The following is a 16,389-nucleotide window of genomic DNA, read 5'->3' on the forward strand; positions in this document are numbered from 1 at the left end:
CTGTTAACTGTCAACTATCAACTGTCAACTATCAACTGTCAACTGATTATGAGCAAGAGAAAGATCATTAACGACCCGGTATTCGGATTTATCAATATCCCCGAAGGGCTGTTATATGATATCATACAACACCCTGTATTACAACGCCTTACCCGAATAAAGCAAATGGGTATTACCTCTGTTGTGTATCCGGGGGCACAACACACACGCTTCCAGCATTCACTGGGGGCGTTTTATCTGACAGGCGAAGCCATTATCCAACTCAGGTCAAAAGGCCACGACATCACGAATGAAGAAGCCGAAGCAGTCAGAATCGCCATTCTGATGCACGACGTTGGTCATGGCCCCTTCTCGCACGTACTTGAAAACACAATCATCAAAGGCGTGCCACACGAAGAAATCTCTCTGCTGCTGATGAAACGCATCAACGAAGAAACCAATGGCAAGCTCGACCTGGCCATACGTATATTCAAAGACGAATATCCCAAGAAATTCCTGCACCAACTCGTTAGCGGACAATTAGATATGGACCGCCTGGACTACCTCCGCCGCGACAGCTTTTATACCGGCGTAACCGAAGGAAATATCGGCTCCGCCCGTATCATCAAGATGCTCAACGTTAAAGACGACCACCTGGTCATTGAATCCAAAGGCATCTATTCCATAGAAAACTTCCTGATGGCAAGGCGACTGATGTACTGGCAGGTTTACCTACATAAAACCTCCGTTGCTTACGAAAGCATGTTGGTTAGTGCACTATCCCGCGCCAAAGAATTGGCTCAACAAGGTGTTGAACTCTTTACTTCCCCCGCCTTTCATTTCTTTTTGTATCAGAACATTGACCGGAACAGGTTCTATCGCGACAACGAATGTCTTGAAAATTTCATTCAGTTAGACGATAATGACATTTGGACTTCGCTTAAAGTCTGGAGCAACCATCCCGACAAGATATTATCAACGCTAAGCCAGGGATTAATCAACCGTAAAATATTTAAAGTAGAGATATCTAATGAACCATTTAGCGAAGAACAAAAAAAAGAACTAACTTTGCAAATCAGTAACAGATTAGGCATTTCTTTCTCCGAAGCGACTACTTATTTCGTGTCTACCCCCAGCACAGAGAAGAACATGTACGACCCTGCTGATGATAGTATTGACATTATGTACAATAATGGAAATATCAAAAATATCGCAGAAGCGTCAGATATGTTAAACATTTCCCTACTCTCCAAAAAGGTAAAGAAGTACTACATTTGCTACCTACGTAGCGATGCCCCATTGCAAAATATACCCTAAAGAGTAAGGTAATCTGAAAAAAAAACCCGTTATTTGCGTTTTAATTAAGGGATTATAGTTACGAATGAAACTTTTTATAAACGTAATAGAGCGGATATAAATACAGTAATAACAGAATAAAATATGGAGTTTTCGGCTAAGCAAATTGCATCATTTATCCAAGGAGAGATCATCGGAAACGAAAATGCAACGGTTAATACATTTGCAAAAATAGAAGAAGGAATACCCGGAGCAATCTCTTTTTTAGCGAATCCCAAATATACACCATATATTTACACAACACAGTCCAGCATTGTATTGGTTAATAGAGATTTCAATCCGGAAAAAGAGATTGACACCACCCTTATTAAAGTAGACAATGCCTACGAAAGTCTGGCCAAATTAATGTCCCTCTACGAAGCCAGCAAACCCCGGAAACAAGGAATTGACTCACTCGCTTTTGTTGCGCCAAGCGCTAAAATCGGTGAAAACGCATATATCGGACCATTTGCATATATCGGCGAGAACACAGTGATCGGAGATAATACAATGATCCACCCACACACCTACGTAGGTGATGACGTAAAAGTAGGAAACAATTGTATCCTATATCCCAATACCACCGTATACCACGGCTGTAGAATAGGAAATGAGTGTATCATTCACTCCGGAGCCGTTATTGGCTCCGATGGCTTTGGCTTTGCACCAACAGCCGACGGATACGAAAAGATTCCTCAGATCGGCATCGCGATTCTGGAAGACAAAGTGGAGATTGGAGCAAACACCTGTGTCGACAGGTCGACAATGGGCGCTACCATTATTCACAGTGGTGCCAAACTAGACAATCTTATTCAAATAGCCCACAATGTTGAAGTTGGTTCACATACCGTTATGGCCGGGCAAGCAGGCATTGCCGGTTCTACTAAAGTAGGTGAATGGTGCCAGATAGGCGGACAGGCAGCTTTAGCAGGCCACCTTAAAATTGGCAATAAAGTAGGTATCGCAGGACAATCCGGCATTCAAAGAAGCATCAAAGATAACTGCCAGGTCATGGGATCGCCGGCGTTCGATGCTAAACAGTATTTCAAAGCATCTATAGCCTTTAAGGATTTGCCTGATATACAAACCGAAGTAAAAATGCTTCGCAGAGAATTAGACGAATTGAAAAAACAAATAAATAAATAACCAATGATAAAACAGAAGACGTTAAAAGGCAGTTTTTCATTAAAGGGGAAGGGTCTGCATACCGGACTTGACCTCACCGTTACGTTTAATCCCGCACCCGAAAACCACGGATATAAGATTCAACGTATCGACTTGGAAGGCAAACCCATCATTGACGCCGTTGCTGACAATGTTAGCGAAACCACCCGTGGAACCGTACTCTCTAAAGGCCAGGCCAGAGTAAGCACAGTCGAACACGGAATGGCAGCATTGTACGCTCTTGGTATTGACAACTGCCTCATTGAAGTAAACGGACCTGAATTCCCCATTCTGGATGGTAGTGCACAATATTATGTACAGGAAATCGAGAAAGTAGGAATTGAAGAGCAAAATGCCGTTAAAGACTTCTACATCATCAAATCCAAAATTGAATTCCGCGACGAAGAAACAGGTTCTTCTATCACCGTCCTCCCCGACGAGAACTTCAGCTTAAACGTACTTGTATCCTATGATTCCGACATCATCCCTAATCAGTTTGCCACGTTGGAAGATATGAGCAATTTCAAACACGAAATTGCAGGAAGCCGCACATTTGTGTTTGTACGTGAAATTGAACCGCTACTCTCCGCCGGACTGATTAAAGGAGGCGACCTGGACAACGCTATCGTTATCTACGAGCGCGAAATGTCGCAAGAAAACTACGACAAGCTGGCCGATGTAATGGGAGTACCGCACATGGATGCCAGCAAGTTGGGATACATCAACCATAAACCATTGGTATGGCCAAACGAATGTGCACGCCACAAGCTGCTTGATGTAATTGGCGACCTTGCCCTGATTGGAAAACCAATCAAGGGTAGAATCATCGCCACCCGCCCGGGACACACAGTTAACAATAAATTTGCACGTCAGATGCGGAAAGAAATCCGCCTGCACGACATACAAGCGCCAATATACAACTGTGAGGAAGCACCGATTATGGACGTTAACCGTATCCGTGAATTGCTACCCCACCGTTACCCGTTCCAACTTGTAGATAAAGTAATCGAAATCGGCGCCAACTACATTGTTGGTGTGAAAAACGTAACAGCCAACGAACCTTTCTTCCAGGGACACTTCCCACAAGAACCGGTAATGCCGGGAGTACTTCAGGTGGAAGCTATGGCGCAGGTTGGTGGACTATTGGTACTCAACTCCGTCGACGAACCGGATCGCTACTCTACTTACTTCATGAAAATTGACGGCGTAAAATTCCGTCAGAAAGTAGTTCCGGGAGATACCTTGATCTTCCGTGTAGAATTGACTAGTCCGATACGGCGTGGTATCGCCACCATGAAAGGATATGTATTCGTTGGTGAAAAAATAACCTGCGAAGCCGAGTTCATGGCTCAAATAATAAAAAACAAATAAATTTAGAGGCATATATGATAAGTCCCTTAGCGTACATACATCCCGAAGCTATTATTGGGGAAAATGTAGAAATCGCTCCTTTCGTCTATATCGATAAAAACGTAGTTATTGGAGATAACAACAAAATTATGGCCAATGCCACTGTTTTATATGGTAGCCGTATAGGAAATAACAACACCATATTCCCAGGTGCGGTTATCGGAGCCATTCCACAAGACCTGAAATTTCGGGGCGAAGAAACAACGGCTGAGATCGGCGACAATAATACTATCCGCGAAAACGTAACGATCAATCGGGGTACTGCTGCAAAAGGCAAAACCATTGTTGGCAGCAATAACCTACTGATGGAGGGCGTTCATGTTGCGCACGATGCAATCGTTGGTAATGGATGTATCATCGGAAACGCCACAAAAATGGCAGGTGAAATCATTATTGACGACAATGCTATAATCAGCGGTGCTGTATTGATGCATCAATTCTGCCGTGTAGGCGGATATGTAATGGTTCAGGGTGGTAGCCGATTCAGCAAAGACATTCCTCCTTATATCATTGCAGGTCGTGAACCTATTGCATATAGCGGAATCAATATTATTGGCCTGCGTCGCCGTGGGTTCTCTAATGAGACGATTGAAAACATACATAATGCATATCGTATTATTTATCAAAGTGGATTGAACACTTCAGATGCATTGGCCAAAGTAGAAGCTGAAATTGAAACCTGCCCCGAAGTAGAGTATATCGTAAGCTTCATCCGGAGCTCTGAAAGAGGAATTATTAAATAAGCTGAAAGCTTATTTAGTTGAAAGTTGAAAATTGAAAGTTGAAAGTTGCCATGCGGAATATGGCGCAGCCTAACTTTCAATTTTCAACTTTCAACTTTCAACTAATAAAGGAAGCATTTTGCTTCCTTTATTTGCATTCTATAGCTTTTTTACTACTTTTACACCATCAAATAACAGTGAAACTATGATATACAGATTTACCATAATCTCTGATGAAGTAGATGACTTCGTAAGAGAAATACAGATTGACCCGGAAGCTACTTTTTTTGACTTCCATCAGGCTATAATAAAGTCAGTGAACTACACGGACGACCAAATGACTTCATTCTTTATTTGTGATGATGATTGGGAAAAAGAACAGGAAATCACACTGGAAGAAATGGATACCGATCCGGAAATGGATAGTTGGGTAATGAGCGAAACCCCACTAAGTGAACTCATTGAAGATGAAAAACAAAAGCTATTGTATGTATTCGACTACATGACAGAGCGTTGCTTCTTCATAGAACTATCCGAAATCATCACAGGAAAAGAAGTTAAGGCTGCAATTTGTACACACAAAGAGGGAGAAGCTCCAAAGCAAACAGTCGACTTTGAAGAGTTGGCTGCTGCAGGTGGATCTCTTGACTTAGATGAGAACTTTTATGGTGATCAGGACTTTGACTTGGACGACTTCGATGCCGAAGGATTCGATATGGGCGGCAATGCTGCTCCTACAGGTGAAGAAGAACAATTTTAGCAACAATTGATGGCGACAACCCTCATTGTACTTATAGGGCCTACAGGTGTCGGGAAAACAGAACTCAGCCTGCGCATAGCAGAGCAGTTCGGGACAGATATTATCTCTTCGGATTCCCGGCAACTGTATGCCGATTTAAAAATAGGAACGGCGGCTCCTACCCCAGAACAACTGGCTCGTATCCCACATCACTTCGTTGGGACACTTAAACTAACCGATTATTATAGCGCTGCACAATACGAGGCCGAAGTACTAAACCTACTCGATAAACTTTTTCAGGAAAAAGATACCGTTGTAATGACCGGCGGCTCTATGATGTATGTCGATGCTGTATGCAAAGGCATTGATGACATTCCGACTATTGATGCTGAAACCCGCCAGCTCATGCTGGAACGATATGAGAAAGAAGGTTTGGAACGCCTTTGTGCAGAACTCAAACTGTTAGACCCAGAGTACTATAATATTGTAGATCAGAAGAATCCCAAACGCGTCATCCACGCCTTGGAGATTTGTTACATGACAGGCAAAACGTACACCTCATTCCGCACGCAAGAGAAAAAAGAACGCCCTTTCCGTATCATTAAGATTGGACTTACCCGCGACCGGGAGGAATTATACACACGTATCAACCAACGGGTAGATATGATGATAGAAGACGGGCTACTGGAAGAGGCTAAAGCTGTATATCCTTTCCGGCATCTTAACTCACTAAATACAGTAGGCTATAAAGAGATGTTCAACTATCTGGATGGCACATGGGAGTTGCCTTTTGCGATCGAAAAGATTAAGCAGAACTCACGTATCTATTCCCGTAAGCAAATGACCTGGTTCAAACGGGATGAAGAGATCCGGTGGTTCCATCCGGAACAAGAAACGGAGATACTTTCGTATCTCCGCAACGCTATAATCTAATTGAGTATTTATTCCGCTTTTAACTTGACTGTTACATTTGGGGCAACCTTAACTGTACTACTTTCCATATCAATATAACTAACAGTCAATGTCGCATTATTTGCTGCCATTATTTGAAATTTACCATCCATATTAGTGACGGTTCCAACTGTTGTTCCTGAAACCTGAACAATAGCACCCACTATTGGTTTACCCGATTCATCGGTTACAAGCCCATCAACTAATATACCCTTAGTTCGCTGAACACCCAATAGTTGAATTCCGGTGTTATCGTCAGGTTTCTTTGATTTGATTAGTATAAATCCATCTTTGGCTTTTTCGCCATACTGCATAAATAGCTTTATCTCCTCTTCATTCGCTCCGGTGATGTCCTTTAAAACATTCACAGACTTAATCATCAATGGGTCTATCGAATCTATCGCATCGACTTCTTTCCCATCAAGCAGAACAATAGGCTTGCCTTCAATATGAGATTTAGTACCTTCAATGAAATTTCCTTTCGACAATGGATCTATAGTTATATTGGGTTTATCCTTTGCGCTCTTCAGTGTTATATTAACAACGCCATTCTTCCCTCTCTCACCATATATACGTGTAGAAGTTTCGTCTTTAAGAACATCTATTGACTCTATAGAATTAGGGTCCAGAGCACTCATTATGGAATAATCCACTTCCTTCCCATTTATAAAGAATAAAGGTTCTTTATTGAAACTGATATTAGGAGAAGGTACTTTGGCAGAATCCTGAGCCGCAGAGAATGAGAAACTCATTGTTTCTGCACTAACCGTCATCTCTCCTTCTTGTTTATCCTTCGGTACTACCATCGCAAGAACTATAGAATTGGTTTCATCTTCATAAGAGAGTGCATTTAATCGTTCTTTCTCTCCTTCTTCCTTTTCGGTATTTACACTCCTGATTTTCACATTCAATGAGGAGTGTATAACGTCAGGTTCCTGGTTTCTTCGTGATTGCTGAACTTCTTCTGCACTTTCAACATACCATTCGGTAGTATCGTTCTTTGGTTGAACAGATTGAGTAATCCTATTTTCTACCTCATTTGCTTCTACAATTGCAGTTAAATCATTAACTTTGACCTTAGAAATCTCGTTCAATTCGTTTGAGATTTCGGGACGGGCAAAGGCAGAAACTGCGATTGCTGCCAGGGGAAGTACATAAAGGTACTTCAATCGTGCCCATGGACTTGACTTTTCTTTTAACATCATAGTGATACGTTTTTTAAGTTTACTGTGATTAAAGCTGTTGGCCATAGAGTAGAGCCTTGTGCCAACGGCTTTTTTAATTAATAATAATTGATATTGTTTAGCATCAATGCCTTCTTTGATTACAGTTTCATCCGCCTCGTATTCGTGAATATTCTGCAACTCCTGTTTCAAGAGCCAGGCAGCCGGATTAAACCATTGAAAGAAAATACAGACATCGGCAATCAGCAAGTCGATTGAATGTCGTTTGCGGATATGCGCCAGTTCATGAATAAGAATCTCCTTCCCGTTTTCTTCCAAATCTTTACGGGAGATAACGACATACCGCATCCAACTGAAAGGCGATAGATCATTTTTATCATGTATAACAAGGATAATTCCGTTTTCTAGTTTCTCCCGCTTACCGGATTTCAGCAAGAATCCCAAACGGATTAAAGAGTAGAGATTCCGGCAGGTAAAGAAAAGTATACCAACCAGATAAATGTATAATATAACGTGTACCCACAGCGTTTTTTCACTCTGTGTTTCCAGTACAGGTACTTCCTCCATCATATCGGCTAATAAGAGCAGTTGCTCTAATGAAAGTACGGTTTGATGCACTTCGTTCTGCTCTGTAACTTTTACTTCACAGAATGGGATAAGTAAGGATATCACTAAGATGCTCAGTACCGCTATACGATTAAACCGATGAAAGGTTTCGCGGCTCAACAGCAAACGATAGAATAAATAAAATATCGCGAGGCAAACTGCTGCTTTGAGGATATAAACAAAGAGAACTCCCATACTCATTCCGATTGATGTGCGTTCTCCACTTCTTCAATCAACTTTTTCAAATCATCTAAAGAGATATCTTCTTCTTTAACGAGAGAAGACACAGCACTCAGGTATGAGTTATTGAAGTATTTGCTGATTACATTTTTCAGTGTTCCTTTACGGAAGTCTTCTTCAGATACTATGGCGCAGTATTGATACGTATTACCATAAGTCTTATGATCCAGGTAACCTTTCTCCTCCAATCCGCGTACAATGGTAGACAACGTATTGAAATGAGGCTTGGGTTCATCATAAAATGCGAGCATTTCTTTTACGAATAGCGGGCCTTTCTCCCAGAAAAACCCCATCAATTCTTCTTCTTTTGTAGTTAGTCCTTTCATTGTTCTTCAACTTAATGAGAACAAAGAACTAAAACTTTTAGTTTAAAAACTAATTTCTTTAGTTAATATAAACTAAAAGCTTTAGTTAGAGTACAGCAAGTTAGTATAAAATCCTATAAATCAATAAAGAAGCAGTATGAATGGCTCATATACTTATTCAAAGATTGACATTACAGGACGACCAATCCACACCTGTGGCTGTTCTACATCCAACAGATAGGCCATTGTACTTGCAACATCATAAATCATTGTGCATTCTGTTATCTGGTGTCCTTTTTTGATACCCTTACCCCAAAAGATTAGCGGACGTTCCATTTCATCCATCGTTTTACCTCCATGATCTTTCTCTATTCCGCCATGATCAGAAGTAACAATAAATACTGTCTCATCTAAAATTCCGGCTTCTTCCACTGCTTTTACAATTTCTTTCAGACTGTTATCCAGATGGGTAATCATGGAATAATACTCCGAGGAAGTCCAACCGTAAGTATGACCTGTACCATCGGGTTTATCATAAATAACAGCTAGCAGATTAGGTTTCTTTTCCTTTATATACTTTATGGCAAATGGAGTGCATCCAGCAGGATTTTCATCTGTAATATGTGGTGCCTGTTCCATGTAATTAAGTGCTAAGGTGTCCATCAGATAATGAATACCTTTCCATTCGTGAATACAGCCAATCTCTGCTTCTGGAAATTTATCTCTGTATAATCCAAAGATATTAGGGAAGCGATTATCACTGTTTACCACACGCGACGGAAGTTCGGGAACGCGCGATCCCCACTCTGTATATCCATGTATTTCCGGTCCTGCACCCATAAACATAGAGGCCCAGTTGACGGCACTTGACGAGGGTAATACCGAGCGGCTATTCAAATCGACAGCACCCTCTGCCATCATTTTGCGAACAGTTGGCATATCTGCTCCATTATTCATGGAATAGGCACTCCATCCATCAAAACCTATCAGGATAACATGTTCTGGAAGATTTTTCTTCTGGCTTGTTGGCTGTTGATTACCTGGAGCACAGGCAAACAAAATACAGGATAGCAGACAGCAGCCTGCAATCCAACTCTTTTTCTTCATGGTACTACGAAGTTTTAGTTTGTGATAATAAAACGTTATAAACTATTTATATAATCGTCCATTTCCTGCCCGGCAGCCTCGAGGCTTTGCAGTAATTTTAGTTGTGCTCTTGTACGAACCAGATTATGATCGGGCGTATGTATTTTATAGTAAGTATCGCCATTGATATAATCCGTCAGGAAACGTACGGTTTGCATATAGGTTAACAGGCGGGCTCCATAAGGAAGCAAGCTGATCTCTAATGGAGTAAGGAAAGAGCGGGCAGTTTCCAGATATCCTTTGGCATAAGCCTTAAATATATCCATATTAACTCCTACACGATCAAGGTCTTCGTCATCTTCTAAACCGGTATTTGCTCCTGTGCGGATGAAATCGCCAAAGTCGGAAAGGACAAAACCGGGCATAACGGTATCGAGGTCGATTACGCAAAGCACCTGACCATCTTCGTCGAAAAGAATGTTATTGACTTTGGTATCGCAGTGGTTAATTCTTTTTTTGAGTTTACCTTCACGGTAGAGTTGTTCCTGAATGCACATGCTTTCGGCGCGCTTTTCTACTTCTCCGACCAGGTTTTGCACTTCGGATAAACGACCGGCGGCATTTGCGGCAACAGCATCCCGGAATTGTTGCAGCCGGAATTCCATATTATGGAAGTTAGGAATCGTTTCTTGTAATACGCCTTCGGGGATATCGGCCAGCATATACTGGAATTCTCCAAAAGCTTTGGCTGCCTGATAGGATAGTTCGGGGGTGATGCGTTCAAAACTTTGGCTACGGGGAATCATCAGGCATACTCTCCAGTAGTTCTCACCATCAAAATAGTAGTTTACCGCATCTTTAGTTGATAGGAATGTGAGCACTTTCCGGTCGATGTCGGTTTCGCCTTTCTCTTCCAGTTTCTTCCGGATATGAGAGGTTACGACATGGATGTTGTTTTGCAAAACGTCTACTTGGGTAAAAATAAGATGGTTGATGCGCTGAAGAATATATCTGGCTTCACCATCGTTGGATACGACTTTCAACGTATCGTTGATATGCCCATTACCAAAGGGGGTTACTTCTTTTACCTGGTCGCCCAGATTAAATTGGTTTAGGATGTGTAAGTAAGTATTTTCCATATACAAAAAATAAATTAGTTAATATATAAAGGTCGATATAGTTTACTATAGGGGGTTTATTACAAATGTAGATGTTTCTTTCATTACTTGTTCAAACTGAATGGATTTAAGATTAATAAGATATGATTTCTGTATGCAAAGATATGATTTAATAAATAATAATGGCTGCTTTTCTAATAAAAAGCAGCCATATATACTTGTGTTAAGTGGTCAATTTGAAGTAAGAAGATGAGTTAATTCTCCCAACCAATGTTTTGGGTCAGATTAGGATTCCTTTCTCTTTCAACCGGTGGAATAGGCCATCTCATCATCCGATCGCCCCAGACAAATTTCTGACCTGTTGCACTTCGTCCCTGGCTTCCTTCAATATTCTTTAACGCTGCACCTGGGAAAAACTTAGCTTCTTTATATGTACCACAACGTATTTCTTCAAAATAACTAATAGCTTCACCACAGAATTCCCAACGGAACTCCTGACGGATACGATTTCTTAAATCGGCTTGGTCACTTACGTTCACAGGTCCACTACCGCCAGACTTTAACGCCAGTTTTCCTGCACGTTCACGTACCTCATTGATGAAAGGAAGTGCCTCACCGGTTTTTCCCTGTTCGTTCAAGGCTTCTGCCAATCCCAGTAATACATCAGCGTAACGGATTAATGGAATATCAATTGGTGAGTTGTCGCGGTTGATATAAGGATCAACGCCTACACCTACGAATTTACGATAGAGATAATAAAAACTTGTTTTGGTGTTGGACTCTATATCAAAATTAGGTGCACCATAACCACGGTATGGCCAACGCATTGTATACGTATTAGGAGTACCAGCCACTCCTCCTTCGAAAGTTGAATACGGAGTAATAACCGAACCGTTCATTCTCTTATCGCGGTTGGTGTATACCCGTAAGATACGTTCTTCGTTACCTGTTGGCAGATATCTACTCATATCTGCGCCTGCCGCCGCAGCTGCAGTTTTTTCAGCCTCTGTCATGTTGTTGCGGAAGAAATATACAACACGTTGTTTGGGAGTCATGCTATTATAGTCCGGCAAAACATCTTCCCAGTCGAAAGGCCGGCCGTCTGCCCATTCATATGAGTTAACGAAGTCGGTGTTAGGCGCACAGTCGGCTATACACCATCCATGAGTGATGTGTGATCCATAGTACCGGCTTACGTTGTTACCTAAACCTATTGTACGGATACATTGGAAAGAGAAAATCATCTCAGGACATCTTTCATTTTCTTCTGTGAAAAGGTCGCCAAATTCTCCCTGGAAAAGACTATACCCTGCTTCTCCTACCTTTCTGAAATCACTTTCAGCTTTCGCCCATTCCTTCAGCCAAAGGTAGACTTTACCACGAAGTGCATAAGCAGCGCCTTTTGTAGTTCTTCCATAGAGCGTATTACTAGCTTCATAACGGGCCGGAAAGTTATTGTCGTTAATACAGTCGGTCAGATCAGCTACTACTGTTTGCCAAACGGACGCCGCAGTTTCACGAGCTTTCGTAAAATCTTCGGCTTTGGTAGGCTCAAGATAAACCGGTACGCCATCGAATACCATATTCAGACGATAGTATGCATAAGCACGAAGGAACTTGCTTTCGCTCATCAAACGATTGTACTTTTCCTCCGATAGCGGAGCTTTATTTAAGTTCGCAATGGCATCATTTGCCCGGCTGATCATTTCATAATGTTGTTTCCAATAATTAGCAAACATTCCTTCGGAAGCTGACACTTGGTTTGTCATCCAGTTAATCCACCCCCAAAGCCACACATTATTACCCGAAACACCAAATGCTTCCAGTTGGTCAATTTTACCAGCAATCATAGGTTGCCTCAAAGTTTCGTATATCCCTACTACCCCTTGATCTGCCAGCGATTCTGTTGTCCACATGTTTTCGCTACCAGCCTTGTCATATGGGTAAGTATCCAATAAATCGCTTTTACAAGAAGTAAACGATAGTATAATACTGAATATGATTAAAATTTTCTTCATATCACGATAATTTAATTAGAATGTAACATTCACACCAAAGGCATGTTGTCTGATAGGTTGATACTTAGGTGTTGCTCCCTGCTCCGGATCTGTGCCTGGGAATGAATCCAGGCTGAATAAATTCTCTCCCGAGTAGTAGAATCTTACTTTTTCAAGACTAATCTTACTCAACCACTGTTTAGGCAATGAGTATCCGATAGTCAGGTTTTTCAGTTTCAGATAATCACCTTTGTATAGATAAAGATCGGACCAAACGTGATTGTTGTTTACTGTCGACTGGGTTATACGACCATATTTAGCATGAATATTAGTACGTGAGTCGTCCGGATTTGCCGGATCATAGAAGTAGTGGTTATCTACTACTTTCTGTGACATACCACGTCCGAATTCGAATAAGGTTGAATTATAACCTTTTTCATACATCAATAGTTTGAAGCCAGCGGCACCGGCAAAGTTCATTGAAACATCAATCCCCTTCCACTCGCCATATAGTTGGAAACCATACGTGTATTTCGGTATGGACGATGATTCGAGGAATTTACGGTCGGCGTCATTACCCAGTACTTTATCATCGTTGTTGTCCGCGTAGATATAGTCACCATAGTACAAGCCATCGCGTTCGCCTATTTTTGTTTGTCCCTGGAAGGTATATCCGGCGGCTACCATTGCTTTCACCCACGCCATATCGGCTTCTGTGCGTATCATACCGTCACGTGGCCCTCCATTAGGATTAACTGTACCGTCTGTATTGGTATAGGTTCCGGTTCCCTTGTATACTGTACGCAGGAAGTATTCATTCATCATTTTACCTTCTACAACACGCTCTCTGTCGCCCTGAGAGACATCGCCGAGATTAGACACCCAATTTCCGTCTACCCATCCTTGTTCTAATGTACCTTTATATTTGCTTACTTCGTTGGTAGCATAGCTCAGGTTAGCAGATACGCCATAGTTGAACTTTCCGACGCGGTCTCTCCAACCAATGGTAAATTCATATCCTTTATTTTCCAATTCGGCCAAGTTCATACGAGGTGCTGTTTTGTCACCTGCTGTCAGAGGAATAGTTATCCTGTACAGAATACCATCGGTTTTTTTCCAGAAAGCATCAAATTCAAATGTCAGGCGGTTATTAAGGAAGGCTGCTTCCAAACCGATATTTGTTGTACTGGTATTTTCCCAGCTTAACAGTTGATTAGCGATATCTTTTTGCACTAACCCTGAATGTTGGGAATCGCCAAAAGGGTACGTTACTGCAGAATATCCACCCTGGTATTCATAATCGCCAACACTTGATCCACCATAGTTACCGTTCTTACCCCAGGATACCCTTAGTTTCAGGTTATCCAACCAGCTACGGGTATTTTCCATAAAACTCTCTTCGGTTACGCGCCAACCTGCCGATACGGAAGGGAATGTTCCCCAGCGCTGGTCTTTGTGGAAGCGTGAGTGTCCGTCATAGCGCATATTAAACTCGAATAGATAGCGCGATTTGAAAGCATAACCCAAACGTCCGAAAATAGCGCGTGACGCACGGTCTTTCACTGTACCTGTGGCAGATAATACCTCGGTACCGGAGGAAAGGTTATGAATTGTTTCATCAATCAATCCTCTACGGCTTGCTCCATTATCCCATTGTTTCCAGTAATACTCCTGGTAACCCAATAAAGCTGTAACATCGTGGTCTTTTGCAAAGGTTTTGGAATAGTTCAACAGATGTTCCAATGTATAGGAGTATATATCGTAACGGTTGTTTGAAGTACTTAGTTGGTCATTTGCCGTTGCCGGGCTTATTTCTTTTCCGCGGCTAAAGCTATATTTCCTTGCGTTATTTGCACTTCCCCACTTATTTGTTTCCTGCCACAAGCGATCGTAGTTAAGGTTTACATCATAGGTTAAACCGTCCATAATTTTAACTTTTGCATAGATAGTAGTGTTCAGACGGGTTCTATCTTTCCGCCCGGTTGCGTAAGCATCCAGACGCTGACGGATATTGATCGGACTCGGATTTTCATTGATACTTTCCGCTCCTCCGTACACACCATCATAATAAGGAGTAACTCCCGGTACGGCTGCCATCAGCCATTTGCTTATGGCGTTATCTCCCGTTCCGTCGAAATCAAGAACACCGAGACGATCCTTGTTTCCGTAGATACGTGTCCCCACAGTCAGCCATTTGGCTACATCCGCTTCTATATTTGCACGCATATTGAAGCGTTCCATACCCGAATAATCTACAAGACCCGGATTGTCGACATACCCTATCGACATAAGGTAGCGTGTATTTTCACTACCGCCCGAAATAGAAAGGTTATGTTCGCTCTTCATGCTGTTCTTGTTATAAGTCTCATCCTGCCAGTTTGTATTCGGATAAGCAATATAATTAGGATAGCCGTATTCATTAATACCATTCGGATCTTTTGCTTTATCGCGCCAGAGTTGAATATCCGTTATAGCGTCGAATGTCTTTCCGTCACCACCACTCTGCCAGTTGGCTTCGTTGGTATATTCCATAAAGTCGGCGTAGTTATTTACTGTTTCAGGTAGATTCACCGCATTCATAATGGATAGGCGACCGGAGTATGTTACGGTTGCTTTTCCTCCTTTGTTCCCTGTTTTCGTGGTAATGAGGATTACTCCTGCGCCTGCGCGTGCTCCGTAAATTGCTGCCGAAGCTCCGTCCTTCAAAATAGAGATGGAGGCAATGTCGTTAGGGTTAACATCGTCGATTGATCCGATCATCCCGTCTATAAGAATTAGCGGGTTGTTATCGTTTAGTGTTCCCACACCACGCACGCGAAGTGTTGCACCATCCGCACCTGGTTGACCAGATCCCTGGGAAACAGACAATCCGGCACTTAGTCCGGCAAGTGAGGAAGATACGCTGGTTACAGGACGCGACAAGGCTTGGTCTTCGAAGTTAATAGAAGATACTGCCCCTGTCACATTTACCTTTTTCTGTGTACCGTACCCTACTACAACTACTTCGTCGAGGGTAGCAATGTCTTCCATAAGGGTTACATTAATGACGGTGCGGTTTCCTACTGTTATCTTCTGCGTTTTATATCCTATAAAAGAGAAGATAAGGGTTGAATTGCTGTTGGGTACGGTAAGATTGTATTTACCATCCAAATCCGTAATGGTTCCTGTTGTGCTATTCTCCACAGCGATGCTGATGCCCGGCAGTGGTTCGTTCATTGCGTCGGTAACTACGCCACTGACGCTTACTTGCGCATTTGCCGTAAGAGAAAGGACGCCGAGGAATAACAATAATAAGTATTGTCTCATAAGCAATAGATTTTTAAAGGTTCTTGTTTTCACCTTATTTTTTGTTAGTAATTAGATGTATGATCGATCACAAATTTGTTCTGCAAACATACGTTCTTACTATTTATAAGGCTTGCCGGTTTGACTATATCTTTTGCGCAAATAACTATGTGCCTCATTTTTTATTTCTACAGAAGATATATAAAAGCAGGCTATCGCGAAGAAGGCATTTGCTCATTTAACTATTGCATTTGCTCAAATAACTATA

The 16,389-nt window shown here is 42.0% G+C and carries 12 protein-coding genes; 6 read left to right on the forward strand and 6 right to left on the reverse strand.

The window, feature by feature from the left end; all coding sequences use genetic code 11:
- Positions 1-48: 48 nt before the first annotated feature.
- The 6 genes from D0T87_RS04220 (at position 49) to miaA (ending at position 6,282) form a co-directional block, all read left to right on the forward strand.
- Positions 49-1,296: an HD domain-containing protein gene (locus D0T87_RS04220; RefSeq protein ID WP_203558608.1), complete on the forward strand. Its 1,248-nt coding sequence runs from the start codon at positions 49-51 to the stop codon at positions 1,294-1,296.
- Between the two features lie 123 nt (positions 1,297-1,419).
- On the forward strand, positions 1,420-2,460 hold the full coding sequence (lpxD, locus tag D0T87_RS04225) for a UDP-3-O-(3-hydroxymyristoyl)glucosamine N-acyltransferase (protein ID WP_163173091.1): 1,041 nt from the start codon (positions 1,420-1,422) through the stop codon (positions 2,458-2,460).
- 3 nt (positions 2,461-2,463) lie between these two features.
- Positions 2,464-3,849 carry a bifunctional UDP-3-O-[3-hydroxymyristoyl] N-acetylglucosamine deacetylase/3-hydroxyacyl-ACP dehydratase gene (locus tag D0T87_RS04230; protein ID WP_163173093.1) on the forward strand — a complete coding sequence of 462 codons (1,386 nt, stop codon included), beginning with the start codon at positions 2,464-2,466 and terminating at the stop codon, positions 3,847-3,849.
- A 14-nt stretch (positions 3,850-3,863) separates the two neighbouring features.
- Complete coding sequence (gene lpxA, locus D0T87_RS04235; protein ID WP_163173095.1) at positions 3,864-4,631, forward strand: acyl-ACP--UDP-N-acetylglucosamine O-acyltransferase; 768 nt, start codon at positions 3,864-3,866, stop codon at positions 4,629-4,631.
- Between the two features lie 184 nt (positions 4,632-4,815).
- Positions 4,816-5,370, forward strand: coding sequence for a plasmid pRiA4b ORF-3 family protein (locus D0T87_RS04240; protein ID WP_163173096.1), 555 nt, complete (start codon positions 4,816-4,818; stop codon positions 5,368-5,370).
- Between the two features lie 9 nt (positions 5,371-5,379).
- A complete protein-coding gene (gene miaA / locus D0T87_RS04245; RefSeq protein WP_163173099.1) occupies positions 5,380-6,282 on the forward strand; it encodes a tRNA (adenosine(37)-N6)-dimethylallyltransferase MiaA in 903 nt (300 codons plus the stop codon).
- An 8-nt stretch (positions 6,283-6,290) separates the two neighbouring features.
- Here miaA and D0T87_RS04250 read toward each other — a convergent pair whose 3' ends face one another.
- The 6 genes from D0T87_RS04250 to D0T87_RS04275 form a co-directional block, all read right to left on the reverse strand.
- Positions 6,291-8,285: a M56 family metallopeptidase gene (locus tag D0T87_RS04250; RefSeq protein WP_163173101.1), complete on the reverse strand. Its 1,995-nt coding sequence runs from the start codon at positions 8,283-8,285 to the stop codon at positions 6,291-6,293.
- Between the two features lie 2 nt (positions 8,286-8,287).
- Positions 8,288-8,656 carry a BlaI/MecI/CopY family transcriptional regulator gene (locus tag D0T87_RS04255; protein ID WP_163173103.1) on the reverse strand — a complete coding sequence of 123 codons (369 nt, stop codon included), beginning with the start codon at positions 8,654-8,656 and terminating at the stop codon, positions 8,288-8,290.
- Positions 8,657-8,809: 153 nt separating this feature from the next.
- A complete protein-coding gene (locus D0T87_RS04260; RefSeq protein ID WP_163173105.1) occupies positions 8,810-9,742 on the reverse strand; it encodes an alkaline phosphatase in 933 nt (310 codons plus the stop codon).
- Between the two features lie 35 nt (positions 9,743-9,777).
- Entirely contained in the window at positions 9,778-10,860 is a 1,083-nt protein-coding gene (locus D0T87_RS04265) for a phosphotransferase enzyme family protein (protein WP_163173107.1), read from the reverse strand.
- 233 nt (positions 10,861-11,093) lie between these two features.
- Positions 11,094-12,857 (reverse strand): RagB/SusD family nutrient uptake outer membrane protein, encoded by a 1,764-nt coding sequence (locus tag D0T87_RS04270; RefSeq protein ID WP_163173109.1) that lies wholly within the window; start codon positions 12,855-12,857, stop codon positions 11,094-11,096.
- Positions 12,858-12,872: 15 nt separating this feature from the next.
- Positions 12,873-16,142, reverse strand: coding sequence for a TonB-dependent receptor (locus tag D0T87_RS04275; RefSeq protein WP_163173111.1), 3,270 nt, complete (start codon positions 16,140-16,142; stop codon positions 12,873-12,875).
- Between the last annotated feature and the right edge of the window lie 247 nt (positions 16,143-16,389).

Source organism: Bacteroides sp. 51 (genome assembly GCF_010500965.1).
Lineage (GTDB): Bacteria > Bacteroidota > Bacteroidia > Bacteroidales > Bacteroidaceae > Bacteroides.

Bases quoted from the DNA above. Each gene is read 5' to 3' on its own strand.
- D0T87_RS04220 (WP_203558608.1), top strand. From the start codon at position 49: ATGAGCAAGAGAAAGATCATTAACGACCCGGTATTCGGATTTATCAAT.
- lpxD (WP_163173091.1), top strand. From the start codon at position 1,420: ATGGAGTTTTCGGCTAAGCAAATTGCATCATTTATCCAAGGAGAGATC.
- D0T87_RS04230 (WP_163173093.1), top strand. From the start codon at position 2,464: ATGATAAAACAGAAGACGTTAAAAGGCAGTTTTTCATTAAAGGGGAAG.
- lpxA (WP_163173095.1), top strand. From the start codon at position 3,864: ATGATAAGTCCCTTAGCGTACATACATCCCGAAGCTATTATTGGGGAA.
- D0T87_RS04240 (WP_163173096.1), top strand. From the start codon at position 4,816: ATGATATACAGATTTACCATAATCTCTGATGAAGTAGATGACTTCGTA.
- miaA (WP_163173099.1), top strand. From the start codon at position 5,380: ATGGCGACAACCCTCATTGTACTTATAGGGCCTACAGGTGTCGGGAAA.
- D0T87_RS04250 (WP_163173101.1), bottom strand. From the start codon at position 8,285: ATGGGAGTTCTCTTTGTTTATATCCTCAAAGCAGCAGTTTGCCTCGCG.
- D0T87_RS04255 (WP_163173103.1), bottom strand. From the start codon at position 8,656: ATGAAAGGACTAACTACAAAAGAAGAAGAATTGATGGGGTTTTTCTGG.
- D0T87_RS04260 (WP_163173105.1), bottom strand. From the start codon at position 9,742: ATGAAGAAAAAGAGTTGGATTGCAGGCTGCTGTCTGCTATCCTGTATT.
- D0T87_RS04265 (WP_163173107.1), bottom strand. From the start codon at position 10,860: ATGGAAAATACTTACTTACACATCCTAAACCAATTTAATCTGGGCGAC.
- D0T87_RS04270 (WP_163173109.1), bottom strand. From the start codon at position 12,857: ATGAAGAAAATTTTAATCATATTCAGTATTATACTATCGTTTACTTCT.
- D0T87_RS04275 (WP_163173111.1), bottom strand. From the start codon at position 16,142: ATGAGACAATACTTATTATTGTTATTCCTCGGCGTCCTTTCTCTTACG.